The 24,414-nt window shown below is 70.7% G+C and carries 23 protein-coding genes; 9 read left to right on the top strand and 14 right to left on the bottom strand.

The genetic code is table 11. The annotated features are described in order from the left end of the window. The first annotated feature begins 143 nt into the window (after window positions 1-143). The gene (gene pta, locus OIE53_RS26990; protein ID WP_327024241.1) at window positions 144-2,234 is read left to right on the top strand and encodes a phosphate acetyltransferase; all 2,091 of its coding nucleotides are present in this window, start codon (window positions 144-146) and stop codon (window positions 2,232-2,234) included. Then, complete coding sequence (locus OIE53_RS26985) at window positions 2,231-3,346, top strand: acetate/propionate family kinase (RefSeq protein WP_327024240.1); 1,116 nt, start codon at window positions 2,231-2,233, stop codon at window positions 3,344-3,346. The genes pta and OIE53_RS26985 overlap by 4 nt, the downstream gene beginning before the upstream one ends. An 84-nt stretch (window positions 3,347-3,430) precedes the next feature. Here OIE53_RS26985 and OIE53_RS26980 read toward each other — a convergent pair whose 3' ends face one another. Further along, window positions 3,431-3,601: a hypothetical protein gene (locus OIE53_RS26980; protein ID WP_327024239.1), complete on the bottom strand. Its 171-nt coding sequence runs from the start codon at window positions 3,599-3,601 to the stop codon at window positions 3,431-3,433. A gap of 125 nt (window positions 3,602-3,726) precedes the next feature. On the opposite strand from OIE53_RS26980, the gene OIE53_RS26975 reads away from it, so the two are divergent. Continuing rightward, a complete protein-coding gene (locus tag OIE53_RS26975; RefSeq protein ID WP_442791410.1) occupies window positions 3,727-4,629 on the top strand; it encodes an alpha/beta hydrolase family protein in 903 nt (300 codons plus the stop codon). Between the two features lie 219 nt (window positions 4,630-4,848). Further along, entirely contained in the window at window positions 4,849-5,739 is an 891-nt protein-coding gene (locus OIE53_RS26970) for an alpha/beta hydrolase family protein (protein WP_327024237.1), read from the top strand. A 62-nt stretch (window positions 5,740-5,801) separates the two neighbouring features. On the opposite strand, the gene OIE53_RS26965 is transcribed toward OIE53_RS26970, so the two are convergent. The 3 genes from OIE53_RS26965 to OIE53_RS26955 all read right to left on the bottom strand — a co-directional run bounded on the left by OIE53_RS26965 (window position 5,802) and on the right by OIE53_RS26955 (window position 8,491). Next, on the bottom strand, window positions 5,802-6,764 hold the full coding sequence (locus tag OIE53_RS26965) for a zinc-binding dehydrogenase (protein WP_327024236.1): 963 nt from the start codon (window positions 6,762-6,764) through the stop codon (window positions 5,802-5,804). A gap of 76 nt (window positions 6,765-6,840) precedes the next feature. After that, the gene (locus OIE53_RS26960) at window positions 6,841-8,019 is read right to left on the bottom strand and encodes an NAD(P)-dependent malic enzyme (RefSeq protein WP_327024235.1); all 1,179 of its coding nucleotides are present in this window, start codon (window positions 8,017-8,019) and stop codon (window positions 6,841-6,843) included. Window positions 8,020-8,158: 139 nt separating this feature from the next. Continuing rightward, window positions 8,159-8,491, bottom strand: a complete 333-nt coding sequence (locus tag OIE53_RS26955; RefSeq protein ID WP_327024234.1) for a S26 family signal peptidase — start codon at window positions 8,489-8,491, stop codon at window positions 8,159-8,161. Between the two features lie 85 nt (window positions 8,492-8,576). Between OIE53_RS26955 and sodN the strand changes: the two genes are divergently transcribed. Continuing rightward, window positions 8,577-8,981, top strand: a complete 405-nt coding sequence (gene sodN, locus OIE53_RS26950; RefSeq protein WP_327024233.1) for a superoxide dismutase, Ni — start codon at window positions 8,577-8,579, stop codon at window positions 8,979-8,981. 208 nt (window positions 8,982-9,189) lie between these two features. Next, window positions 9,190-9,597 (top strand): anti-sigma regulatory factor, encoded by a 408-nt coding sequence (locus OIE53_RS26945; protein ID WP_327024232.1) that lies wholly within the window; start codon window positions 9,190-9,192, stop codon window positions 9,595-9,597. Between the two features lie 7 nt (window positions 9,598-9,604). On the opposite strand, the gene OIE53_RS26940 is transcribed toward OIE53_RS26945, so the two are convergent. Then, window positions 9,605-9,994: a hypothetical protein gene (locus tag OIE53_RS26940; RefSeq protein ID WP_327024231.1), complete on the bottom strand. Its 390-nt coding sequence runs from the start codon at window positions 9,992-9,994 to the stop codon at window positions 9,605-9,607. Between the two features lie 42 nt (window positions 9,995-10,036). Between OIE53_RS26940 and OIE53_RS26935 the strand changes: the two genes are divergently transcribed. Together OIE53_RS26935 and OIE53_RS26930 are read left to right on the top strand one after the other, a co-directional pair. Further along, window positions 10,037-10,981, top strand: a complete 945-nt coding sequence (locus OIE53_RS26935; RefSeq protein WP_327024230.1) for a diacylglycerol/lipid kinase family protein — start codon at window positions 10,037-10,039, stop codon at window positions 10,979-10,981. Window positions 10,982-11,423: 442 nt separating this feature from the next. Continuing rightward, window positions 11,424-11,681 carry a WhiB family transcriptional regulator gene (locus tag OIE53_RS26930; protein ID WP_007072794.1) on the top strand — a complete coding sequence of 86 codons (258 nt, stop codon included), beginning with the start codon at window positions 11,424-11,426 and terminating at the stop codon, window positions 11,679-11,681. Window positions 11,682-11,844: 163 nt separating this feature from the next. Here OIE53_RS26930 and OIE53_RS26925 read toward each other — a convergent pair whose 3' ends face one another. From OIE53_RS26925 to OIE53_RS26910, 4 genes are read right to left on the bottom strand one after another with little or no spacing between them, the layout of a single operon-like run. Further along, window positions 11,845-12,639 carry a sirohydrochlorin chelatase gene (locus OIE53_RS26925; protein ID WP_393341404.1) on the bottom strand — a complete coding sequence of 265 codons (795 nt, stop codon included), beginning with the start codon at window positions 12,637-12,639 and terminating at the stop codon, window positions 11,845-11,847. After that, window positions 12,636-13,397 (bottom strand): phosphoadenylyl-sulfate reductase, encoded by a 762-nt coding sequence (locus OIE53_RS26920; protein WP_327024229.1) that lies wholly within the window; start codon window positions 13,395-13,397, stop codon window positions 12,636-12,638. The genes OIE53_RS26925 and OIE53_RS26920 overlap by 4 nt, the downstream gene beginning before the upstream one ends. Beyond that, a complete protein-coding gene (locus OIE53_RS26915) occupies window positions 13,394-13,555 on the bottom strand; it encodes a hypothetical protein (protein ID WP_327024228.1) in 162 nt (53 codons plus the stop codon). The genes OIE53_RS26920 and OIE53_RS26915 overlap by 4 nt, the downstream gene beginning before the upstream one ends. A 13-nt stretch (window positions 13,556-13,568) precedes the next feature. After that, window positions 13,569-15,281: a nitrite/sulfite reductase gene (locus OIE53_RS26910; protein ID WP_327024227.1), complete on the bottom strand. Its 1,713-nt coding sequence runs from the start codon at window positions 15,279-15,281 to the stop codon at window positions 13,569-13,571. Window positions 15,282-15,724: 443 nt separating this feature from the next. Here OIE53_RS26910 and OIE53_RS26905 point away from each other — a divergent pair, with 443 nt between their 5' ends. After that, window positions 15,725-17,212, top strand: coding sequence for a glycosyltransferase family 39 protein (locus OIE53_RS26905; protein WP_327027441.1), 1,488 nt, complete (start codon window positions 15,725-15,727; stop codon window positions 17,210-17,212). Here the strand turns inward: OIE53_RS26905 and OIE53_RS26900 are convergent. The 5 genes from OIE53_RS26900 to OIE53_RS26880 form a co-directional block, all read right to left on the bottom strand. Then, window positions 17,196-18,752, bottom strand: a complete 1,557-nt coding sequence (locus tag OIE53_RS26900) for a glycosyltransferase family 39 protein (RefSeq protein WP_327024226.1) — start codon at window positions 18,750-18,752, stop codon at window positions 17,196-17,198. The two genes, OIE53_RS26905 and OIE53_RS26900, sit on opposite strands and share 17 nt — an antisense overlap. 4 nt (window positions 18,753-18,756) lie before the next feature. Continuing rightward, window positions 18,757-19,776, bottom strand: coding sequence for a glycoside hydrolase family 26 protein (locus OIE53_RS26895; RefSeq protein ID WP_327024225.1), 1,020 nt, complete (start codon window positions 19,774-19,776; stop codon window positions 18,757-18,759). Next, a complete protein-coding gene (locus tag OIE53_RS26890) occupies window positions 19,773-21,434 on the bottom strand; it encodes a glycosyltransferase family 2 protein (RefSeq protein WP_327024224.1) in 1,662 nt (553 codons plus the stop codon). The genes OIE53_RS26895 and OIE53_RS26890 overlap by 4 nt, the downstream gene beginning before the upstream one ends. 236 nt (window positions 21,435-21,670) lie before the next feature. Beyond that, window positions 21,671-23,215, bottom strand: a complete 1,545-nt coding sequence (locus OIE53_RS26885) for a histidine kinase N-terminal domain-containing protein (protein WP_327024223.1) — start codon at window positions 23,213-23,215, stop codon at window positions 21,671-21,673. Between the two features lie 25 nt (window positions 23,216-23,240). After that, window positions 23,241-24,272, bottom strand: coding sequence for an SIS domain-containing protein (locus OIE53_RS26880; RefSeq protein WP_327027440.1), 1,032 nt, complete (start codon window positions 24,270-24,272; stop codon window positions 23,241-23,243). Window positions 24,273-24,414 lie beyond the last annotated feature (142 nt).

Here is a 24,414-nt window from a genome sequence, read left to right as displayed (position 1 = left end):
CTTGCCGACCGTTCACGAATCGTCACGGCAGGATCGCTGACCGGCTCCGTCCGTCGCCCACGCGCCAGCAGGATGCGACAGCGGCGTAGGGCCCGGATGACCGGGTAGCAGGACCCGGGCGGGAGCCACCTCGATCTTGTAGCGTGAGTTCCGTGGCCCGGAGCGTTTACCTGACAAGTGTCGGCTCGGGCGGGGGAAAGTCGACCATCGCCCTCGGCCTGGCCGAGTTGCTGTCCCGACAGGTCGGCCAGATCGGCGTGTTCCGTCCGCTGGTCAGGCCGGACCGACCCGATCCGATCCTCGCCCTGCTCAGCGAGCGGTACCGGGTGGGACTGCCGGTTGCCGACCTGTACGGCACCAGCTACGCCGAGGCGACCGCCCTCGTCGCGGACGGTCGGCGGGAAGAACTGATCACCCGAATCGTCGAACGCTACCGGGAGGTGGAACGACGGTTCCCCGCCATGGTCGTGGTAGGCAGCGACTTCGCCGACGCCGGTGACGGTGCCGGCCCCCGCGAGCTGGCCTTCAACACCCGGCTGGCCACGGAGTTCGGCAGTGTCGTGGTGCCGGTGGTCGACGGGCTGGGGCAGCAGCCGGCGGCGATCACCGCAGCCAGCCGGGGGGCGTACCACGACGTGGTCGACCTCGGCGGGACGGTGCTGGCCGTACTGGCCAACCGGGTCCCGGGGGACATGCAACTGCCCCGCCTGCCGGTCCCCGCGTACGCGATTCCGGAGGTGCCCAGCGTCTCCGCGCCGACGGTGGCCGAGGTGGCCGCGGCGCTCGGCGCCACCCTGCTGGCCGGCGACGACACCGCCCTCGCCCGCGACGTGCTCGACTACGTGGTCGGGGCGGCACATGTGCCCACCGTGCTGGAACACCTGACCGAGGGTGCCCTGCTGATCATGCCGGGGGACCGGGACGACCTGCTGGTGGCCGCGAGCGCGGCGCACGTGGCCGGTCAGGTGTCCCTGGCCGGGCTGGTGCTGACCCTAGGGGTGGCGCCCGATCCCCGGGCGATGCAGCTGGTCGAGGCGCTCAACGCCCGCCTGGCGGTGCTCTCCGTGCCCACCGACAGCTACCACACCGTCTCCGCCTCCAGCCGCATCGAGGGCCGACCCAGTGCCGCCAACCCGCGCAAGGTCGAGGCCGCCCTGGGCGCCTTCGAGGCGTACGTGGACACGACCGAGTTGGCCGGGCGGCTGCGGGTCAGCCGTTCCACCCGGGTCACCCCGTTGATGTTCGAGTACGACCTGATCGACCGGGCTCGCAGTCGCCGCCGGCAGGTGGTCCTGCCGGAGGGGACCGAGGAACGCATCCTGCGCGCCACGGAGATCCTGCTGCGCCGGGGGGTGGCCGACCTGACCCTGCTGGGCCGCCCCGAGGAGGTCGCCCGCCGGGCCCGCGAGCTGGGCGTGGACATCGGCGCGGCCCGGGTGGTGGATCCGACCACCAGCCAGTGGCGGGACGAGTTCGCCGAGGCGTACGCGAAGCTGCGGGCCCATCGGGGGGTGACCACCGAGCTGGCGTACGACATCGTGGCCCAGCCGAACTACTTCGGCACCATGATGGTGTGGGCCGGGTACGCCGACGGCATGGTCTCCGGGGCCACCCACACCACGGCGGCGACCATCCGGCCGGCGTTCGAGATCGTGAAGACCATGCCGGAGGTCTCCGTCGCCTCCAGTGTCTTCTTCATGCTGCTCGCCGACCGGGTGCTGGTCTACGGCGACTGCGCGGTCAACCGCGATCCCGACGCCGCCCAGCTCGCCGACATCGCGATCTCCTCGGCCGACACGGCGGCCCGGTTCGGCATCGAACCCCGGGTGGCCATGCTGTCGTACTCGACCGGCAGTTCCGGGGCAGGGGCGGACGTGGAGAAGGTGGCGGCAGCCACCGCGCTGGTCCGCGAGCGCCGACCCGACCTGGCCGTGGAGGGGCCGATCCAGTACGACGCCGCGATCGACCCGGCCGTGGCGGCGACGAAGCTGCCGGACAGCACGGTCGCCGGTCGGGCCACCGTGTTCATCTTTCCCGACCTGAACACCGGCAACAACACCTACAAGGCGGTGCAGCGCTCGGCCGGGGCGGTCGCCGTCGGGCCGGTCATGCAGGGTCTCCGCCGCCCGGTCAACGATCTCTCCCGAGGGGCTACCGTGCCGGACATCGTCAACACCGTGGCGATCACCGCCATCCAGGCCGCCGCGCTGACCGAGGACGGGGCGGCGTCGTGAGCAAGGTCCTGGTGCTCAACTGCGGATCGTCGTCGGTCAAATACCGGCTGTACGAGGGGGAACGGGTCCTCACCAAGGGCACGGTCGAGCGGGTCGGCGAACCGGACGGTGGCCCACCCGACCACGGCGCGGCGGTCCGGCAGATCCTGTCCGAGCTGGACCTTAGCGGGCTCACCGTCATCGGGCACCGGGTGGTGCACGGCGGTCGACGATTCAGCGCTCCGGTGCTGGTGAACGACGCGGTGCTGGCCGCCATCGCCGATCTGGTGCCGCTGGCTCCCCTGCACAACCCGGCAAACCTGGCCGGCATCACGATGGCCCGCGAGGCCCTGCCGCAGGTGCCGCAGGTGGCCGTCTTCGACACGGCCTTCCACCACACCCTGCCCGACTCCGCCGCCACGTACGCGATCGACCTGGACACCGCCGAGCGGTACGGCGTACGCCGGTACGGCTTCCACGGCACCTCGCACGCGTACGTCTCCCGGCGCACCGCCGAACTGCTGGACCGCCCGTACTCCGAGATCAACACCATCAGCCTGCACCTGGGCAACGGGGCCAGCGCGTGCGCGGTCGCCGGTGGACGCAGCATCGCCACCTCGATGGGGATGTCCCCGCTGGAGGGCCTGGTGATGGGTACCCGCAGCGGCGACCTGGACCCGACCATCGTGTTCCACCTGCGCCGGGAGGGCGGGCTGGGGGTCGACGAGATCGACGACCTGCTCAACTACCGCAGCGGCCTGCTGGGCCTGGCCGGGGTCAACGACATGCGCGAGGTGCTGGCCCGACGGTCGGCCGGAGACCCGGCGGCGGCCCTGGCCTTCGACGTCTACTGCCGCCGGATCACCGAATACGTCGGGGCCTACTACGCCCTGCTGGGCCGGGTGGACGCGATCACCTTCACCGCCGGGGTAGGTGAGCACGCCGCACCGGTACGGGCCGTCGCTCTGGCCGGGCTGACCCGGCTCGGCATCACGGTCGACCCCGAACGTAACGCCGGCAGCGGCGACCGGCTGATCTCACCGGAGGGCGCGGAGGTGGCGGTCTGTGTGATCGGCACCGACGAGGAACTGGAGATCGCCCGCGAGGCCAGAGAGGTGATCGGCGCCGCCTGACAGGTCGTGACCGCTTGATTCGGGGGTCATGACCGCCGGGGTCAGGGATCGTGACCGCCGGGGTCAGGGGATCGTGACCGCCGGTCAGCCGAGGGCGATCCAGCCGGCCACGGCGATCAGCAGCACCGCGAGCAGGGCACCCCCGACGAACAGTCCGGTGCGGGAGGGCGACTCGGCCGGTGTCTCGGCGGTGTTGGCGGCGAAGGCCCGGAAGGCCTGGGTGTTGCCGCTGGGGTCGGTGTAGTTCTCAGCCATGCCGGAACCTTAGCGAAATCGGCCCGGTCGAATGGGCCCGCGCCGATCGGCCGAACGGCTCGGGTAGAGCACCGGGCAACCGGACCCGGCGGGGTGATCGCCGGATCTACCGTGATGCCGTGGGGATCAGGCGGCGGTTCGCCGCGTCGACGGTGGCTCTGCTGTTGGTGTGGCTGACCGGTTGCGCCGCACCCGGCGGCCCGCCTGCGCGGGGCACATCACCCGGGGCGGCACCCCAGGTGCAGTACGCCGTCGGGGTCCGGACCTTCGTGCTCGACCCCGGCTCGGCCCGCCCGCTGCCGGTGACCCTGTGGTACCCGACCCAGGGCTCCCAGGTCGCCGAGGGACGGTTCCCGGTGGTGCTCTACAGCCACGGCCTGGCCAGCCTGCCGGAGTTGCATGCTGGGCTGACCTCCAGGTGGGCGGCGGCCGGTTTCGTGGTGGCCGCCCCGGCGTACCCCCACACCCGACGGGGTGCCGCCGAGTTCTCCCGTGCCGACGTACGCCATCAGCCTGCCGACGGGTGGCGGGTGATCCGGCACCTGGTCCGGCTCGACCGCCGGGCCGCCGACCCCCTGGCCGGTCACCTCGACGTGCAGCGGATCGCCGCGGCGGGCCACTCGGCGGGCGGCTTCACCACCTCGGGCATGTTCACCAGTGGCCGCCCGGCCCGACTGCGGGCCGGCATCGTGATCGCCGGTGGTGGGATGGCGGGGAGTTTCGCCGGGCCACCCGCGCCGATGCTCTTCGTGCACGGCACCGCCGACCCGGTAGTGGCCCTGAGCGTCGGCCGGGCCGCCTACCGCCGTACGACCGGACCGGCCAGCTTCCTCAGCCTGCTCGGCCAGGGACACGGCGAGTACCTGACTCCCGGCCGCCCCGGCTTCACCCAGTTCCTCGGCACCACCACGGACTTCCTCCGCTGGACCCTCTACGGCGACCAACAAGCCGCCCGCCGCCTCCCCACCCACGCCCACCCCCCCACCCTCGCCACCCTAGAAACCCGCCCTCTATCAACGCCCCGTTGATCATGAGGTTAGCGGCAGTTGTCGATCTTCAGAGCGCCGCCAACCTCATGATCAACGGGGGTAGCAAGACCGGGGTGGGGTGGGTGGGAGGGGTTGGGGGTGGGCGGGGGAGGGAGGATGGGGGGCATGTTGCGGCGTGGGGTCTCGGTCTTGGTTGTTGGGGTGCTGGTTGGCAGTCTGGGGGTGGGGTGTTCCGGCGATACGGAGTCGGCAGCGGGGGTGAACACGACCGTCACTCCGTCGGCTGCTCCGGCGCCGTCGGTCAGTGCCTCGGCGCCGGCGATTCCCGCCGGGACCGCGCCGTCCGGCAGCTTCGCGGTGGGCGTACGACAGTTGAAGCGCAACCGGGACGGCGAGCGACCCCTGCCGATCACCATCTGGTACCCGGCGACCGGCCGGGCGGGTGGAAAGCCGACGAACTCGGCCCGCGCGGCCGAGGGGCCCTTCCCCGTGATCATGTTCAGCCATGGCCTGGGCGGCCTGCCCAAGGACTATCAGGCGTTGCTGACCCGATGGGCGGCGGCCGGTTTCGTGGTGGCAGCACCGACCTTTCCGCACACCTCCGGTTCGGAGCGGCCCAACGTGCTCGACGTGCTCAACCAGCCGGCCGACGTGTCGTACGCGCTGACCGAGGTCCTGGCCCTGAGCAGCCGCGACGGCGATCCGCTGCGGGGCCGGCTGGCCACCGACCGGGTGGCCGCCGCCGGTCACTCCGCCGGCGGGGTGACCACGATCGGCCTGTTCACCACCGGCAGGGACGAGCGGCTGGCCGCCGGGATCGTCTTCGCGGGCACCGCGCTGGGGGTGGGTACCGCCTTCGCGGGTGCGGCGGCACCGCAACTGTTCGTGCACGGTGAGGCCGACGAGGTGGTGGAGTACGCGGCCGGCAAGGCGGTGTACGACAAGGTGCCCTGGCCGAAGGCGATGCTGAGTCTGCCCGACGGCGACCACGGCCGGTCCCTGCTGGGCGACGGCACCTCCCTGCGGGTGGTCGCCGACACCACCATCGAGTTCCTGCGCTGGACCCTCTACGGCGACACCGAGGCCAAGGAGCGCATCGCCACCGCCGCCGCCCGCGACGACATCGCCACCCTCGACGACCACCTGTGACCGAAGGGGCCCTGCCACGCCGGAAGCGTTGCAGGACCCAACACCCGGTCACCCGCCGTGCATCACCGGGTGTGGTCGATGACGACCTTGCCGAAGACCTCGCTGGAGTGCAGGCGGGCGAAGGCGTCGGCGACCCGGCTGAACGGCACCACGCTGTCGACCACCGGGCGAACGTTGCGTTCGGCGCAGAAGGTGAGCAGGTCGGCCAGGTCGGTCGGCGTACCCATCGAGGTGCCCAGGATCTCCAGTTGCATGGCGAAGACCCGCCGCAGGTTGACCTTCGGCTCGTGTCCGGCGGTAGCGCCGCAGACCACGATCCTGGCCCCGACGGCGGCGGACTTCAGGGAGTGGTCGAAGGTCGCCGCCCCTACGGTCTCGATCACCACGTCGACCCGCTCGGGCAGTCGTGCACCGGGCTCGACAGCGGTGGCGCCCAGGCCGGCGACCCGCTCCCGCTTGGCGGCGTCGCGGCTGGTCGCGTACACCCGTTTGCCCATGGCGGTGGCGAGCGCGATGGCCGCGGTGGCCACGCCACCCCCGGCGCCCTGGACCAGCACGGCCTCGGCCTCGTCGACGCGGCCCTTGGTGGTCAGCATCCGCCACGCGGTCAGCCAGGCCGTCGGCAGGCAGGCCGCGTCGAGGGCCGTCAGCCCCGCCGGCAGCGGCAGCAGATTCGACCGGGGTACGGCCACCCGCTCGGCGAGGGTGCCCGGGAAGTGCTCGGAGAGGATGGAGACGCCACGCGGATCCCCCGGGGTGGCGACGACCGGGTAGACCACCATCTCGTTGCCGTCCGGGTCGATGCCCACCGCGTCGCAGCCGAGGATCATCGGCAGTTGTTCGGCGCGTAGCCCCACCCCGCGCAGCGACCACAGATCGTGGTGGTTGAGCGAGCTGGCGGTGACCTGCAGGGTCACCCAGCCCTCGTCGGGCAGGCTCGGCTCGGGCTGCTCACCGACGGTGAGGGCGGCCAGGGGGTCGGCGTCGTCGAAACGGGAGGCGAAGGCGGCACGCATGATCGGCACGGTAACAAGCCGCTGGCCTGTTAAGAAGGGGCCCTTCCGCTACCCCAGGCGTTAAGAAGGGCCCCTTCCTTGCACTTCAGGCGCGGGCGACGCCGTCGCGGCGGGCGGCTTCGGCGACCGCCTCGGCCACCGCGGGGGCGACCCGCGGGTCCAGCGGGGAGGGCACGATCGCCTCCGGGGTCAGCGACTCGGCCACCACCGAGGCGATGGCGTCCGCCGCGGCGACCTTCATCGCGTCGGTGACCCGGGTGGCCCGGGCCTCTAGTGCCCCCCGGAACACCCCCGGGAAGGCCAGCACGTTGTTGATCTGGTTCGGGAAGTCGCTGCGACCGGTGGCGACCACCGCCACATGGCGGGCGGCCACCTCCGGGTGCACCTCCGGGGTGGGGTTGGCCAGCGCGAAGACGATCCCGCCGGGTGCCATGGCGGCCACCGCGTGCTCGGGGATCTGCCCGCCGGAGACCCCGATCAGCACATCGGCGTCGCGCAGGGCCTCGGCGATGTCGCCCTGCCGCCCGTCGGCGTTGGTCAGCTCGGCCAGCTCCGCCTTGGTGCCGCTCAGCCCGGTGCGGTACGCGGAGATGATGCCCTGGGAGTCGCAGACCACCACCTGGTCGGGGTCCACTCCCCCGGCCACCAGCATCTTGGTCACCGCCACCCCGGCCGCGCCCGCCCCGCTGACCGCCACCCGCAGGTCGCCGAGCTTGCGGTCGAGCAGGGTGGCCGCGTTGCGCAGGGCGGCCAGCACGACGATCGCCGTACCATGCTGGTCGTCGTGGAAGACCGGGATGTCCAGTGCCTCGTCGAGACGGCGTTCCACCTCGAAGCACCGGGGTGCGCTGATGTCCTCCAGGTTGATCCCGCCGAACGAGGGTGCCAGGGCCTTGACCACGGCGACGATCTCGTCGACATCCTGGGTGTCCAGGCAGACCGGTACCGCGTCGACCCCGCCGAACTGCTTGAACAGCACGGCCTTGCCCTCCATCACCGGCATCGCGGCGCGCGGGCCGATGTTGCCGAGGCCGAGTACGGCGGAGCCGTCGGTGACGACCGCCACGGTGTTCGACACCCAGGTGTAGTCGTGGGTGAGGGTCGGGTCCGCGGCGATGGCCTCACAGACCCGGGCCACACCCGGGGTGTACGCGAGGGAGAGGTCGTCCCGGGTGGTCAGCGGGACGGTCGAGGCGATGGACATTTTGCCGCCCCGGTGCAGTTGGAAGACGGGATCAGCGGGGTCCACGGTGGGCGAAGGCATGGTGACTCCAGGGAATCTGGCGAGCAGAGGCCAGCCGGTCGTACACACGGTGAAGCGACGAGCGGCGGCGCGTGGTGCGGGGGGTCACCCGGGCGCTTCCGAGCATAGTGCGGATTACCGGCCCAGTATGTGGGCAGGGTCATAACGGTCGGGGTGGTATCCGTCCGGGGCGGGGCCAGTACCGGGCCACCACCCGACCGATCACGTCGGCCACCCCGTACGCCCGGGAGTCGTCCGTGACCAGGTCGTTGTCGCCGTACACCCACCAACCGCCGTCGGTCGGACGGACCGCGCGCTTGACCACCAGCAACTCCGGGCGGCTACGGAAGACCGCGATCACCACGTCGCCGGGGCGGATCTCCCGGCCGCCGCGGCGGACCAGCACCGCGTCGCCGTGCCGCAGGGTCGGCGACATGGAGGGACCGGTCACGAGTACGGGTGACAGCGGCCACCGCAGCTGCGGCACGGACACCCTGTTTCACCTCCACCGGTCTGGGGGACCCCGTCCAGGAGTAATGTCGTCTTGGATCATCGCAAACGTCCTATGGAGGATCCTGATGCGACTTGCACGCATCCTCGCGCCCCGCGTGACCGTCAGCGCGCACTGCGACCTGCCCTGTGGGGTCTACGACCCCGCCCAGGCTCGGATCGAGGCCGAGTCGGTGAAAATGATCTGTGAGAAGTACCAGGCCAACACCGACCCGGAGTTCCGCACCCGCGCCATCCTGATCAAGGAGCAGCGGGCCGACCTGGTCAAGCACCACCTCTGGGTGCTGTGGACCGACTACTTCAAGCCCCCGCACTTCGAGAAGTACCCGCACCTGCACCAGTTGTTCAACGAGGCCACCAAGCTGGCTGGTGCGGCCGGGGCCAAGGGTGCCACCGACCCGGCAAAGGCCGACGAGCTGCTCCAGAAGATCGAGGAGATCTCGAAGATCTTCTGGGAGACCAAGCAGGCCTGAGTGCCCGACACGGCGGCCGACCCACCCCTGCCGGGGGCGGGTCGGCCGCCGTCGTTCTGACCAGGCGCCATTCCGCCGCCGGGGCTGCGGCCACCGCCCGTCGGATGTTGTGCGTGGCCGTCCGGGCCGTCCCGCAGCCGGCGATGGTGACGTGTTTCCACCGTCTCGCACGCTGAGCGGGTAGAGTCCCCGACCGGGGGGATGAGTGGTGACTCAACTGACCGGCCAGTCAACGACCGACGACGACATCGTGCACCTCACCGTGCCTGCCGACGGCGGGTACCTCGGCGTGCTGCGTACTGCCACCGCTGGCCTGGCGGCCCGTCTGCAGTTCGCTCTCGACGAGATCGAGGATCTCCGCATCGCCGTCGACGAGGCCTGCGCCATGCTGCTGGCCATCGCGCCCGGGGACGCCGAACTCGACTGCCGCTTCGCGGTCACCGAGGATGCGCTGACCGTGGAGGTGACCGTGCCCACCGTGCGCGGCGCCAAGCTACCGGCCGAGTCCTCGTTCGCCTGGAAGGTGCTCACCGCGCTGACCACCTCGGCCTCGGCGACCGCAGCCGACGGGCGGGCGACCATCTCCCTGCTGACCCGCCGCGCCTCCGGTTGGTGAGGGGCGGCTACTCGAACCCGAGGGCGCGGGTCGTGGGCGGGCTGACCAGCAGCCAGGTGACCCCCAGCCCGAGCCCGATCAGCGGCACCCCGAGCCAGCCCAGCCCTCCCTGGATCATGAACCAGCCGATCGGCAGCAGCATGAGCTGGAGCACGATGGCGGGAGCGCGGGCCCCGGCCCGGTGACGTGCCAGCGCACTGCCCAGGGCCCAGAGGGCCAGGGCGGCACCGATGGCGAAGGCCGTGACCAACAGCGCCGAGGTCAGGTCCGTGGTGCTGGCCGTGAGGTCGGCCACGACCAGCCAGACGGCGACCAGCCCGACCGCGACCGCCTCGACACGTAGCAGCCGGACCGCCCAACGGAGCGTGACGGGGGTCGGGTGGGAGTCGATGGTCACGCGGTCACGATACCCGGGCCGTCGCGCGGTACAGTGCCGCCCATGCGGGCCGTCCTGCTGGTCAATCCCAAGGCCACCACCACCAGCGAGCGCGCGCGGGACGTACTGGTCCGAGCGCTGCGCAGCGAAGTCGACCTCTCCGTGCGGTACACCCGTCAGCGTGGTCACGCCACCATGCTGGCCAGAGAGGCCGCCGTCGAGGGGGTCGACGTGGTGGTCACTCTCGGTGGTGACGGCACGGTCAACGAGGTGGTCAACGGGCTGATGTCGGCGACCGGTGTCGACGGGCAGCCGCCCACCGCCGAGCGGTTGCCCGCGCTGGCCACCGTGCCGGGTGGCTCCACCAACGTCTTCGCCCGGGCCCTGGGCCTGCCCCGGGAGTGGGCCGAGGCCGCCAGCATGATCATGGAAGGGCTGCGGCTGGGGCGGCGCCGGACGGTCGGTCTGGGCCGCGCCGACGACCGCTACTTCACCTTCTGCGCCGGTTTCGGGCTAGACGCCTCGGTCATCCACCGGGTCGAGGAGGCCCGCCGCCGGGGTCGGGTCTCCTCCCCGGGGCTCTACTTCCGCGCCTTCACCGCACAGTTCCTCTTCGGCACCGAGCGGCGCCACCCGGCGATCCGGCTGGAGCAGCCCGGCGAGGTGACGGAGGGTGATCTGGCGAGCATCATCGTGCAGAACACCGCCCCCTGGACGTACGTCGGGGACCGGGAGGCCAATCCGAACCCGGAGGCGTCGTTCGATCTGGGGCTGGACGTGCTGGCACTTCGTCAGCTTGGCGTTGCCAGTACGACACGGACAGTGACGCAGCTGCTGTCCGCCACGCCCAATCCACGTGGCCGCCAAGTTTTGCGTCGCCACGATGTAGCGGAGTTCACGCTGGTCGCGAGCCGTCCGCAGGCATTTCAGCTCGATGGCGACTATCTTGGTGAGCGGGAAAAAGTCAGATTCACCTCCGTTCCCGCCGCACTCAGAGTAATCTGTTAGGTCTCCGGCACCAGCGGGCGACGTTGGCCGGCGCGGACCAGGGCGTGACGACCGCGACACCCCGAACCGATGCCGGAAATGCCTGCATTGTCCGGCGGACTGTACTATATTGATTCTTGACTGTGGTAAGCCGGGTGACTGGAGTGATCCAGAACTCGGACAAAAGGGTTGTGGGCTTGCTCACCGCGCGGAGTTTTTCTGAGCGTCACCCTTGACATTGCGTAAGTTCGTGAAAGTATTCACAAGCGAACTTGAGTTACCGGGACATTGCCTGGAGGCGCTCGGCGAGCCTGAGCGTTCCAGCAGGTCCTGGGGCTAGCAGCCTGCTCACGCAATGCCGAATTGACGGTTGCAAACCGTCACCATTGGCATTGCGGATGCATATAGGAAAAGCACCAACAGCAACATCTGCCACCCATCCAGAATGAGGAGTGTTGCCGCCATGGACTGGCGTCACCATGCTGTCTGCCGCGACGAGGACCCGGAGCTGTTCTTCCCGATCGGGACGTCCGGTCCGGCTCTCCTGCAGGTCGAGCAGGCCAAGGCCGTCTGCCGGCGCTGCTCCGTGACCGACCAGTGCCTGCAGTGGGCGCTGGAGTCCGGTCAGGACGCTGGCGTCTGGGGCGGGATGAGCGAGGAGGAGCGTCGCGCCGTCAAGCGTCGCGGTGGTCTCCGGGTGCTGCGCGCTCACTCCGCCTGACCTACACACACAGAACGCCCCGGCCGGCCCACGCCCGCCGGGGCGTCCTGCACCCACCCCCTCGCGCTCCCGCCCATCTCCGCGTTGATCATGAGGTTGACGGCAGTCGTTGATCTCCGGACTGCCGCCAACCTCATGATCAACCCGGGCCTCGACGGGGGCCTCAGCGCGGGCTTTGGGGTGGGTGGGTTAGGCGGTGGAGGATCAGGTTGACCAGGTCGGGGGTGTTGGTCAGGGGGGCGGAGGTGGCTACGGCGCCTGCGGCTTGGGCGGCGGTTGTCACTGCGTCGTGGAACAGGCCGGGGGCCAGGAAGTACGAAGCTACGGCTACCCGTCGGGCGCCGCGCGCTTGGAGTCGCCGTACCGCCGTGGTGACGGTCGGGGGTGCTGCGGAGGCGTACGAGACTCGGGTGGGGGTGCCTAGCGAGGCACCTAGGGCCTGGGCCACTCGGCCCACGGAGGCTCGGGCTGCTGGATCTCGGGTGCCTGCGGCCGCCAGCACCAGTGCGTCGAACCGGCCCGGATCGGCCTCCTCCAGTCGCCGTCGCAGCGCGGCCAGCAGCGCCTGATCCACCTGGTCACCCACTGGGCCGAGGACATCGGTGATGGCTACCCGGATCGGCGGCCCGGAGCGCTGGGCGGCCGCCACCGCGGCGGGGATGTCCACTCGCCGGTGGTAGGCGGCGGTGAGCAGCAGCGGTACCAGGATCGCCCGGGGGTGCCCGGCGGCGGCCAACCCACGTAACGCCTCGGTGGGATCGGGCTGGGTGTGGTCCAGCCAACTGGCCAGCACCGGCGCGCCGGGCCGGGCTACCGAGACCGCCCGGGCCAGCGCCCGGGTCGCCTCGGCAGCCCGGGGGTCACGACTACCGTGGGCGACCAGGAGCACCGGCTCTCCGCCCGACCGGTGCCCCTCGACAGGACCCGCCGGGTCGGCGGGCTCCGGCTTGCGGGTCAGAGGTGCAGCCCGCACTCGGTCTTCTCGAACATCGCCCAGCGGCCGGCTCGCGGATCCTCACCGGCCTTCGTCCGCCGGGTGCACGGCCAGCAGCCGATGGAGCCGTAGCCGCGCCGGAACAGCTCGTTGACCGGTACGTTCCATCGGGCGATGTACGCGTCGACGTCCGCCTGGCTCCAGGCCGCGATCGGGTTGACCTTGACCTTCCCCCGGCGGGCGTCGAAGGTCACCACCGGAGTGTTGGCCCGGGTCGGGGACTCGTCCCGCCGCAGCCCGGCGGCCCAGGCGTCGTAGCCGGCCAGGGCCCGCTCCAACGGCTCCACCTTGCGCAACCGGCAGCACTCGTCCGGCGACTTGTTGAACAGGCGTGGGCCGTACTCGCCGTCCTGCTGCCCCACGGTGAGCCGGGGACGGATGGAGCGGACGGTGACCGGCAGCCGGCGGGCCACCGCGTCCCGGACGGCCAGGGTCTCCGGGAAGTGCAGGCCGGTGTCGAGGAAGACCACATCCACCCCGGGTGCCACCCGGGACACCAGGTGGGCCAGCACCGCGTCGGCCATCGAACTGGTCACGCAGAACCGGTCCCCGAAGGTTTCCGCGGCCCAGCGGGCGATCTCCAGGGCGGGCGCGCCCTCCAACTCTCGCCCGGCACGCTCGGCCAGGGTGCGCAGTTGGTCGGGAGTATGTCGCCCGCCACCGGTCGGGGTGGGCGCGGTGTTGACCAGTCCCAGGCCGGTGGCGGAGACCAGGGCGCTCATCGTTGCACCGCCTGGGAGAGCAGGCCGGTGAACCGGACCGTGAACACCCGGGCGCAGGCGTGGCACTCCCAGGCGCCGTGCCCGGTCTCGCTGGGCCGCAGGTCCTCCTCCCCGCAGTACGGGCAGTACAACGGTGCGGCACGGGTCTCGCTGCTCATCGCGTCACCTCGCTCATCGCAGTTGTTCCTCGTCGACCCTGATCACCCAGTTGGCGAAGGTTTCGCCCTCGATACGGCTGGCCAGATAGCGCCGGGCCAGTCGCTCGACGTACTCGGGAAGTTCGTCCGCGGTGGTCTTCAGGCCGCGCAGCTTGCGTCCGAAGCCGGCGGTCTGCCCCTCGGCCATGCCCAGCCCACCGCCCAGGTGCACCTGGAAGCCCTCCACCTGGCGGCCGTCCGGCCCGGTGACCAACTGCCCCTTGAGGCCGATGTCGGCTACCTGGGTGCGGGCGCAGGCGTTCGGGCAGCCGTTGATGTGGATGGAGATGTCCGCGTCGAAGTCGCGCAGTCGCTGTTCCAGGCGGGCCACCAGTTCCTCGCCCCGCGCCTTGGTCTCGACGATGGCGAGTTTGCAGTATTCGATGCCGGTGCAGGCCATGGTGCCGCGCCGCCAGGCCGAGGGTCGGGCCTCCAGGCCGATCTCCCGCAGGCCCGCGACCAGTGACTCCGTCCGCTCCGGCGGCACGTCGAGCACCAGCAGCTTCTGGTACGGCGTCAGCCGGACCCGGTCGCTGCCGTGGGCCTGCACCACGTCCGCCAGTTGGGCCAGCTGGGTGCCGGAGACCCGTCCGACCACCGGGGCGGCACCGACGTAGTGTCGGCCGTCCCGCTGGGGGTGTACGCCGATGTGGTCGATCGGCCTGTCCGGCAGCACCGGGGCGGGCCCGTCCAGCAGGGTCCGGCCCAGGTACTCCTTCTCCAGCACCTCGCGGAACTTAGCCACCCCCCAGTCGGCGACGAGGAACTTCAACCGGGCCCGGTGGCGCAGTCGGCGATAGCCGTAGTCGCGGAAGATGCCGACCACTCCGGCCCAGACGTCCGGCACCTCGCCGAGCGGCACCCACACCCCGAGTCGTTGGGCCAGCATCGGGTTGGTGGACAGTCCCCCGCCGACCCACACGTCGAAGCCGGGGCCGTGCTCGGGGTGGTCGACCCCGAGGAAGGCGATGTCGTTGGCCTCGTACGGGGTGTCCACCAGCCAGGAGATCGAGGACTTGAACTTGCGCGGCAGGTTGGAGTACTGCTTGTCCCCCACGTACCGCCGGACGATCTCGTCGATAGCGGGGGTGGGGTCGACCAGTTCCGCCTCGGCCACTCCGGCGACCGGGCTGCCGAGCACGATGCGGGGGCAGTCCCCGCAGGCCTCCGTGGTCTGCAGGCCCACGGCCTCCAGCCGCCGCCAGATCTCCGGCATGTCCTCGACCCGGATCCAGTGGTACTGGATGTTCTGCCGGTCGGTGATGTCGGCGGTGTCCCGGGCGAATTCCCGGGAGATCTCGGCGATGGTCCGCAGCTGGGCCAGGTCGAGTTGACCACCGTCGACACGCACCCTGAGCATGAAGTATTCGTCTTCCAGCTCGTGCGGTTCCAAGACAGCGGTACGACCTCCGTCGATTCCTGCCTTACGCTGGGTGTAGAGACCCCACCAGCGGAACCGGCCACGAAGGTCCTGCGGATCGATGGAGGCGAAACCACGATGGGCGTAGATGTTCTCGATCCGGTCCCGCACGTTCAGCGGGTCGTCGTCCTTTTTGATCCGCTCGTTGGGGTTGAGCGGCTCGCGGTGTCCGAGTGCCCACTGGCCCTCACCGCGGGCACGGCGCGGTGCCCGGGGCGGACGCGCCGATAGGTTCCCCGTGCGGGCCGGAATGTCGCTGACCGCCATCGCGGCGTCCTCCGTTGTTTGCGGTGCCTCGATCGGGTACGCAAACGGAACGCCCGGCTCTCATCAGGGCCGTGGACAACGGTGTCTTGGGCGGCCGGCTCGCTGCGTACCCGAGGCAGAATGGTCGGGCGTCGTCAGTGGGCCGGACAGATGGCGCTGCGCACGCGGCCGTAATCGACGTGGCGGCGAGCCACGAAGCGGCGTACCACGGCGGCAGTCATGAGTGTCATGCTGCCACACCTGCGACAGGCCGGCCAATGAGCTCGCGCGGGTTCCCACATCACGGGCGTTCGCTGCCGCCACCGACAGACACCAAGGTGTGGCAGGCTCACATCATGGGGGATTTGTCCGATAGGTCGATCCCGGCCACCAGGGCGGGCGTAGGACTCACCGGGTGGTATCCGCGCTCCCTGCCGGTCTGGCTGCTACCGGCGGCCCTCACCATGATCGTCACCCTGGCCGGGCTGGACGCCGCCCAGCTGTGGCGGGACGAGTTGGCCACCTGGAGTGCCGCCACCCGGTCGGTGCCCGGTCTGCTCCGGCTGGCCGCCAGCATCGACGCCGCCACCGTTCCGTACTACCTGCTCATGCACTTCTGGCTGCTGGTCGCCGGGGACACCGTGGCCGCCCTGCGGCTGCCGTCCGCGTTGGCGATGACGGCAGCCGCGGGACTGACCGCCGTACTCGGTCAACGGCTGTGGAACACCCGGGTCGGCCTCCTGGCCGGCCTGCTGTTCGCAGTGCTGCCGGCCACCGCCCGGTACGGCCAGGAGGCCCGGCCGTACGCCCTGGCCACCTTCCTGGCCGTCTGGAGCACCCTGCTGCTGGTCGACGCCCTGCGCCGGCCCAGCCGGGGTCGATGGGTGGGGTACGCCCTGGTGACGGCCGCACTCGGGCTGACCCACCTGATCGCCGTGACCCTCATCGCCGCGCACGCCGTCGTGGTGCTCACCTACCGGACGCGAACCGCCACCCCGGCCCGGACCGAACCCGCCCCGGCCGGGGCCGAGCACCCCTCGAGCCAGGCCGAGCACCCTCCGGGCCGGGCCGAACCCGCCCGGCAAGGCAGGAGTCGGGCAGGTTGGTTCGCGCAGCTCCGGCCCTTCCCGGTGGCCCTGGTGCCGACCGTCCTGCTGGTCGCCCCGCTGGCCCTGCGCGCCCGGGAACAGCGGGAGCGTCAACTGAACTGGGTGGACACCGCCCGACTCGGGGACCTGGCCGCCTTGCCCGGCGGGCTGGCGCAGACCGCAGCGGTGGGCGGCCTGCTGGTGGCCCTGGCGGCCCTCGGCGCCGGACGACTGGGCCGACGGGCCTCGATCCCGATGGCGTGCCTGCTGTTGCCGGTGCTGCTGCTGTTCACCGCCGGGTTGATGGTCCCGCTGTGGGTGCCCCGCTACCTGATCTTCGTGGTGCCCTTCGGTTGTCTGCTGGCCGGCGCCGCGTTGGCCTCGGCGCGTTTTCGGGTCGCCCTCGTCGTGGTGGGCCTGGCCGGGCTGCTGGGGCTGCCGGACCATGTGGCCCTGCGGCGTACCCACGAGTGGCCCCGCACCGCCACGGTCGACTACCAGGGGGCGGCCCAGATCATCGCCGCCGGTCGACAGGACGGTGACGCCGTGGTCTACCACCCCCGCGACGGCTGGCTCTTCCTCGACCTGGGCATGCGCTACCACCTGCGCGGGCAGGCGCCCCGCGACGCGCTGCTGGCGCAGGGACAGCAGGACCGGGGGGACCTGTGGGCCACCGAGTGCGACCACCCGGCCGCCTGCCTGGCCGAGGCGGACCGGGTCTGGCTGGTGGTCGCCGGGCACAGCGACCACCCGCTGGCCACCGTCACCGGCGCCAAGGGGGAGGCGCTGCGCACCGCCTATACGGTCCAGCGGCTCTGGTCCCGCTCCGGCCTCACGGTCGCCCTGCTCAGTCCTTCCGACTGAGCAGGACAAGGCGTACGCCCTCGAACTGATCGTCCTGGATCACCTCGAACCTGCGCAGCAGTCCGGCGCGCTGCGGCGGAAGTCCTTCCAACGGATCCGACGAGTAGGTCGTGCTGATCAGCCAGATCCGGTCCGTGTCGCGCAGGCAGGCGGCCGAATCCTTGTCCTCACACTCCGAGGCGGAGTACGACCCCCGGTCGACGGAGGTGACGGCGAGGAAGACATCCCGGGGCTTCACATCGTTACGCATCTCGTAGTCGACCGCCTCCCGGGCGAGGTCGGAGAGCTTGCCGAAGACATCGTTGTAGGCCAGTCCGTCACCCGGCTGCATGCCCCGCCGCATCGCATCGATGGCGCCCTGGTAGTCCGGCTGGCCGACGACCGGACTCGCCCGCACCACCCGATGGTCGGGTAGGACCAGGTAGGCCAGGCCCGGCAGCACCAGCATCGCGGGCAGCAGCCAACTCCAGGCGCTGGTGGACCGGGGCAACAACCGCGCCACGGAACAGACGCCGATCGCGGCCAGGATCGCCCAGGCCGGCAGGGTGAACAGCACGTACCGGGGCAGGAAGAGGTGCAGCACGTCGAAGGTCACATAAGCGAAGATCGGCGGCAGCAACGCCCAGGTGAGCAGTGCGGGAAGCATGCGGTTGCCGGTACGCCAGGCCACCAGCGCGCCGATCGCGCCGAGCCCGACCACCGCCGCCATGCCCCGGGTGGACAGGAACAGGTCGCCCGGAAAGCGCAGCACCGCGTCGAGATCGGCCTTGATCCACGAGATCGAGGCGGACTGACCGGAGGCGACCGTCAGCAACGGCAGGACCAGGAGGCCGGCACCGCCGACATAACCGAACCACTGGTACCGGCGATTGTCGTCGCGGTCGACAGTGCCGCGCAGCATCATCAGCAGATGGGCGGCGAGCACCAGGAACGACACGAAGTGCAGCCAGCCCATCAGAGCGACGGCCAACAGGTAGAGCACCCAGCGACCGCGTACCGGCTTCTCCAGCGCCCGCAACAGCAGCAGGGTCGCGACGGTGGCCGCCATGGTCACCAGCGCGTACGACCTGGCCTCCTGCGCGTACCGGCTCACCGAGGGGATGAGGACGAAGATCAGACCGGCCACCAGCCCCGGACCGGTGCCCGCCAACCGGCGACCGATAAGTGTGGTGGCCGCGGCAGCGATCGCCATCGCCGCCAACGAGGGCAGCCGCATCGCCAGCGGCTCGTCGCCGACCAGTTGGATCCAGCCCCGCACGATCATGAGGTAGCTGACGTGCACCAGGTCGGTGTTGGAGAGCAGGTGCCGCAGGTCTGCGGTACCCAGCACGGCGGCGTGCCAGGTGGCGTACTCGTTGTTCCACATCTGCCGATCGGCGGCACCTTGATAGCCGACGGTAAGCGCAGCGAGCGCCGGCAGCAGCGCCAGCCATCCGGTGTGGCGGCCCGGGGAGACCTTTTCCGCACGCGCCTGCGCCGGGCTGTCGGCGGCAGCGTCCCTGGTCGGTCTGCCGGAGAGGAGAATCTGGTTCGACATCATCCGCTCACCTGACCGGGAAGCCGTAGGTGGCATTCTTCGCCTGCTGTCGGAACGCCCGGATCGCCGCCTCGTCACGGTCGATGTTCCACTTGGCCGAGCCGTCGTTGTTGAAGAAGACGAACCCGATGACTTCAGGGTCCCTGGCCACGCCGGTGAACAGGTCGGCGAGCCAACTGGGTCGTAGGTTGCCCGGCTCGGCCGCGGTCTCCACGATCAGGAAGGGCTTGTCGGTGAAACCTCGGACCTGCTTCATCGTCGGCCCGAACAGTGCCGCATAGGTGTTCGCCCCGTGGTGGGTGTAGTAACCGTCGATGCCGATCCAGTCGACGTACCGGTCGCCCGGGTAGAGCGGCTTGAGCTTGACCTCCGGCATGGGATTGATGACGTTCGGCGTCCAGGCCCAGATGACGTTTGTCGCGTCGGCCTCGGCGAACAGCCCGTGGATATGCTTCCACGCGGCCACGAAGTGGGCGGCCTTGTTTCCCGCGCGGCGCATGCCCCACGAGTACCAGTTGCCGTTCATCTCGTGCGCGAAGGTGAGCATGATCGGCAGGTTCACCTTCCGGACGCCCGCCGCGAACTCCTTGATGTAGTCGTCGTGCCTGCCGGCGGCGATGTCCGACAGCTTCGCGTCGAACGGCTCCCAGCGCACCGCCGGCAGCGCGCCGTACTCGTAGATCTGCCTGACCTCGTCGGCCGCGAATCCATCGTCGAAGCTCAGGTAGAGCGTCACCACGTTGGGCTTCTTGCCGGTCTTCTTGGCGAACGTCTCGATCAGTTTCATCTTCGGGGGCGCCCCGTCGATGGCCACACCCAGGTATTTGCCGCCCTCGGGGCGGAGCAGGTGCGTGGGGTCGTACACCGGCAGTACGGAGGGTCCGGCGCTGGTCGCCGCCTGGGCCTGCTGTCGAACAGCGGCATCGCCCGCGAGCATGCGGGTGACGTTCAGGTTCGCCACCACGGCGTACTCGATCGCGGCCAGCGCGATCAGCACAGCTCCAATGATCAGGTGGCGGGTCTTCACCTGATCACCTCAACGTCCTTCTCGGGCTCCACCATGAGCGCCTGCGCCACAACCAGCAGGAAGAAGACACCGCTGAGGAAGGCCGGCAGGAAGATCAGCGGGTCCGCTCCGGAGACTAGCCGCCACCCGGCGAGCCCGACCCAGATCAGGCCGCTGCCGGCGGTCCAGACCTTCATCCCGGTCCAGAGCCGCTTGGTCTTGCTCTTCTTGGCGGTACCCCCGGTGGGCTGCCAGCCCATCCGTCGACCCCGGATGATGTCGATGATGGCGTAGGCGTGCGCCCAGCCGTAGATCATCTTCACGGTCCAGCTTTCCAGTCGGTACGAGGCCCGATGCCACAGCGGGAAGATGATGAGGTTGTAGATCACGCTGGGCAGGATCAACAGGTAGTTCGCCAGGGCGATCTGCTCGGCGAAGACGGTCAGCATGAGGATCGGGATGATCGGCGCGACGAAGGTGAACAGCCCGGTGTGCAGGTAGTAGCAGAAGCCCGAGATGTAGCTGAGCCGGGCCCGCCAGCGCAGCTTGGTGCGCCAGAACTTGCGCGACCCCATCAGGCTCATCGAGCCGGCGCACCAGCGGTACTGCTGGGTGAAGAAGGAGTCGACATCCGACGGGCAGAGCCCGGCCGCCAGCACCACCGGGATGTAACGCAGGTTCCAGCCCTGCATCCGCAGGTCGAAACCGGTGTGTACGTCCTCGGAGTGCTCGATCAGGGTGGAGCCGCCGATCGAGTTGAGGGCCGCCCGACGGTAGATGGCGCAGCTACCGACACAGATCGCCGAGTCGTGTGCCTGCCGGGAGACCTGGACGGAGCGGTAGAAGAGTTCCTGGACCGCCCCGGCCCCCCGTTCCACCCAGCTCTGCCCCTTGTGCACCCGGAAGTACTGCGGGGACTGCACGATGCCGGCGCGCGGTTCGGCGTCGAACCAGGGCAGCATCTGGTTGAGCATGTCCTTGCGCGGGACGAAGTCGGCGTCCAGGACCAGGATGAAGTCGCCCAGGGTGCGCTCGAAGGCGTACCGCATGTTGCCGGCCTTCTTGAACCAGCCCCGGTTGGGCCGCCGCTGGTAGACGAAGCCGAAGGCCAGGGACATCCGCTCCATGGCCTCGGTGGGCGAGTCGTCCAGCACGTACACGACCACATTGCCCTGGTAGTGCCGCTGCATGGCGCGCACGTGCTCCCAGGTGTTGCGCAGCACGTGCGGCGGTTCACCGCAGACCGGCAGGAAGACGTCCACGGTCGGATAGCGCTGGGGCCGCCACTCGCGCACCAGCCGCTTGTGCCGCTCCATGTCGAAGCCGGGGGTGAAGGCGTTCACCCACAGCGAGATGACGTAGTAGACGACCGTGAAGAACAGCAGCGGGGCCAGCAGCCACAGCCACGGGGTCAGCCGGACGAACAGCATCTGGCTGGTGATCAGACAGGCGAAGCTGATCAGCGACGGCACCATCAGGCTGGCCAGCCGACGCTTGCGGTAGGAGTAGAGCTCCTCGTCCGTCGGCGGCAACGGCACCGGCGCGTACGCCGGCCGCTGCTGGCGAAGTTCGTCGTTCGAGCGCGGGGTCCACCTGCTGGTCAGCTGCCGTGGTACCCGCAACTCGGCGGTCGGATCAGCCACGGTCGGTGGCCGGTCCGCAACCGGCGGTGAACTCATCCCCGTATCCCCGTTCTCCAGACAGCCACGATCTTGCCGAAAGGTGGTGGGCGATCGGTGCGCCGGTGTCAAGGAAGTCGGGCACGGCGGACGACCGTGCCCGTCGATGGTCGCCCGAAACGTTTTCAAGAAAGCCCGGCGGGTGTCAACACGGCCCGGCATCAATGCCACCGATCGTGATAGAGCAGACACCGATCCACCCCATCCCGATCAGAACCGGACGTTGTTCCGGCGGGTCAGCCTCCCGGACGCTCCGCGCCGCCGCGGGCCAGGGGCACGGTGAGGACGGCCTCGGTGCCGCCTGCGGCGCCGGGGCGCAACTCGATGCTGCCCCGCAGTTCCCCGGTGACCAGCGCGCGGACGATCTGAAGCCCCAGCTTGGCCCCGCCTTCGGAGTCGAACCCGGACGGTAGTCCTCGACCGTTGTCCGCGACCGTGACATGCAGGGTCTTGCGCGACCGGTGCACGGTGACCGCCACCTGCGGCTCCTGCGGCTGCGGCTGCCGCTCGTCGGCCTCCTCGGCGGGCGGGAAGCCGTGCTCGACGGCGTTGAGCAGCAGTTCGTTGAGGACCATCACCAAGGAGGTGGCGATCTCCGCGGGCAGCACCCCGAAACTGCCCGCGCGGCGCATCCCGACGGTCACCTCGGTCGCGGCCACCTCGGTCGCCGCGCTGGCCACCCGGTCCACGATCCCGTCGAACTCCACCGCCTCGTCGCTGGACATGGAGAGGGTCTCGTGCACCAGCGCGATCGAGGCCACCCGGCGTACGGACTCCTCCAGCGCCACCCGCGCCTCCGGCATGGCCACCCGGCGGGCCTGCAGGCGCAGCAGGGCCGCGACGGTCTGGAGGTTGTTCTTCACCCGGTGATGGATCTCCCGGATGGTGGCGTCCTTGGTGATCAGGGCGCGGTCGCGACGGCGTACCTCGGTGATGTCGCGGACCAGGACCAGCGCGCCGATCGGCACTCCGGCGGGCATCAGGGGCAGGGCCCGGGTGAGCATGGTCGCGCCCCGGGCGTCGATCTCCCGCCGGGGTGGTGCCTCACCCCGCAGGGCGGCGAGGATGCCGTTGGCGGCCTCGGTGCCCTCCAGGGGGTCGTTGGCCAGTCGGCGGTGCAGCGCCGCCAGATCCTCGCCCACCAGGTGGGAGGCGTAGCCCAGCCGCCGGTACGCGGACTGGGCGTTCGGGCTGGCGTAGGTGACCTTGCCACCGGCGTCCAGCCGGACCAGGCCGTCGCCGACCCGGGGCGCCGAGGTGGTCTCCCCCGGGTGCCGGGGCGGCGGGAAGGTCCCGTCGGCGATCATCTGAGCCAGGTCGTCCGCCGTGGTCAGGTAGTTCAGCTCCAACTGGCTGGGGGTACGCGCGGTGGACAGGTTGGTGTCCCGGCCCACCACGGCGATCACCTCGCCGGATTCCCCGTCGGCGGCCCGCAGCCGGACCGGGATCGCCTCGTGCCGGGCGGGCACGTCGCCGTACCAGACCGGGTCGCCCTCCCGCCAGATCCGCCCCTGCCCGTAGGCGACCTCCAGGTGCGCCACCTCCGGCCCGCCGACGATCCGCCCCACCTGGTCGTCCTGGTAGGCGGTGGGGGCGGTCGTCGGCCGGACCTGGGCCACGCAGAGGAAGCTGCCCTCCCCGTCCACCGGCACCCACAGCAGCAGGTCGGCGAAGGAGAGGTCGGACAGCAGTTGCCAGTCACCGGCGATGCGGTGCAGGTGGTCGATGTCGGCCGGGCGCAGACGGGTGTGCTCTTCGGCGAGGTCACGCAGCGTGGACACGCCGACCAGCGTGCCATGCGGGCGGTCACATCGTCGCGGTGACCTTCTTCAACCCCCGTGGCGCGTCCGGGTCCTCACCCCGGGCCAGGGCCAGGGCCAGGGCCAACCGTTGCAGGGGCAGGATGTCCAGCAGGGGGGCGTACCGCTCGTCGACCTCCGGTACCGCCACCCGGGTGGCCCCGGCGACCTCGGCGGAACCGACCACGACCACGTCGGCCCGCCGCTCCCCCAGCCGGGGCAGCACCTCACCCATCGCCCGACCGCCGGGGCCGGAGCCGACCACGGCCAGCACGGGCACGTCCGGGTCGGTCATGGCCAGGGGGCCGTGCAGCAGGTCGGCGCCGGAGAAGGCCAGGGCCGGCAGGTAGGAGGTCTCCATCAGCTTCAGGGCCGCCTCCCGGGCGGTCGGGTAGGCGTACCCCCGGCCGGTGGTGACCAACTGCCCGGCGAACCGGTAGCGCGGCGCCAACTGGGTGGCGGTGGGGTCGGCCAGGGTACGGGCGGCCAGCTCGGGCAGGTCGGCCAGGGCGCGGCGTTCCTCCTCGGGCAGCACCCCGTCACCGGCCCGGATGCCCTCCACCAGCATCAGCAGGGCGAGCAGTTCGGCCGTGTAGGTCTTGGTGGCCGCCACCGCCCGCTCGTGCCCGGCCGCGATGTCCACCCCCAGGTCGGCGATGCCGGCCAGCGGGGAGTCCGGGGCGTTGGTGACCGCCAGGGTCAGGGCACCGGCCTCGCGGGCCACCCGCAGCACCTCGGCCAGGTCGGGGGAACCCCCGCTCTGGCTGACCCCGACGACCAGGGCGTCGGACAGGTCCGGCCGGGCCCCGAAGAGGGTGATCGCGCTCGGGGAGGCCAGACCGGCCGGCAGGCCCAGCCGGATCTCGGCCAGGTAGGCGCCGTACAGGGCGGCGTGGTCGGAGGTGCCCCGGGCGGTGAAGACCACGTGCCGCGGGCGGCGTTCGGCGATGGCTGCCGCGACCCGGGCGATGGGGGTGGCGTACTCGGCGCTCAGCAGTCGTTCGTAACCCGCCGGCTGCTCGTCGATGTCGGCCGCCATGCCGCTTCCTGGACGTGTCACGAAAACTCCTCCCGTGCGCGATCCCCGCGCGATTCCTGTTCAGTCTTGCACCTTTGGACGCTCACAGGCAATTTAGTGAGCAGGTTTGCGCAGTCGATCACCAAAAGTCGATGCCGTCGCC

The sequence above is a fragment of the Micromonospora sp. NBC_01739 genome, assembly GCF_035920385.1.
In the GTDB taxonomy this organism is placed as follows: Bacteria; Actinomycetota; Actinomycetes; order Mycobacteriales; family Micromonosporaceae; genus Micromonospora.
The sequence above is the reverse complement of the archived record's forward strand: the minus strand, read 5'-3'. Positions and strand labels throughout refer to the sequence as shown.

Bases quoted from the DNA above. Each gene is read 5' to 3' on its own strand.
- OIE53_RS26980 (WP_327024239.1), bottom strand. From the start codon at position 3,601: ATGGCTGAGAACTACACCGACCCCAGCGGCAACACCCAGGCCTTCCGG.
- OIE53_RS26960 (WP_327024235.1), bottom strand. From the start codon at position 8,019: ATGCCTTCGCCCACCGTGGACCCCGCTGATCCCGTCTTCCAACTGCAC.
- sodN (WP_327024233.1), top strand. From the start codon at position 8,577: ATGCGACTTGCACGCATCCTCGCGCCCCGCGTGACCGTCAGCGCGCAC.
- OIE53_RS26935 (WP_327024230.1), top strand. From the start codon at position 10,037: ATGCGGGCCGTCCTGCTGGTCAATCCCAAGGCCACCACCACCAGCGAG.
- OIE53_RS26930 (WP_007072794.1), top strand. From the start codon at position 11,424: ATGGACTGGCGTCACCATGCTGTCTGCCGCGACGAGGACCCGGAGCTG.
- OIE53_RS26920 (WP_327024229.1), bottom strand. From the start codon at position 13,397: ATGAGCGCCCTGGTCTCCGCCACCGGCCTGGGACTGGTCAACACCGCG.
- OIE53_RS26915 (WP_327024228.1), bottom strand. From the start codon at position 13,555: ATGAGCAGCGAGACCCGTGCCGCACCGTTGTACTGCCCGTACTGCGGG.
- OIE53_RS26910 (WP_327024227.1), bottom strand. From the start codon at position 15,281: ATGGCGGTCAGCGACATTCCGGCCCGCACGGGGAACCTATCGGCGCGT.
- OIE53_RS26905 (WP_327027441.1), top strand. From the start codon at position 15,725: ATGATCGTCACCCTGGCCGGGCTGGACGCCGCCCAGCTGTGGCGGGAC.
- OIE53_RS26900 (WP_327024226.1), bottom strand. From the start codon at position 18,752: ATGATGTCGAACCAGATTCTCCTCTCCGGCAGACCGACCAGGGACGCT.
- OIE53_RS26890 (WP_327024224.1), bottom strand. From the start codon at position 21,434: ATGAGTTCACCGCCGGTTGCGGACCGGCCACCGACCGTGGCTGATCCG.
- OIE53_RS26880 (WP_327027440.1), bottom strand. From the start codon at position 24,272: ATGGCGGCCGACATCGACGAGCAGCCGGCGGGTTACGAACGACTGCTG.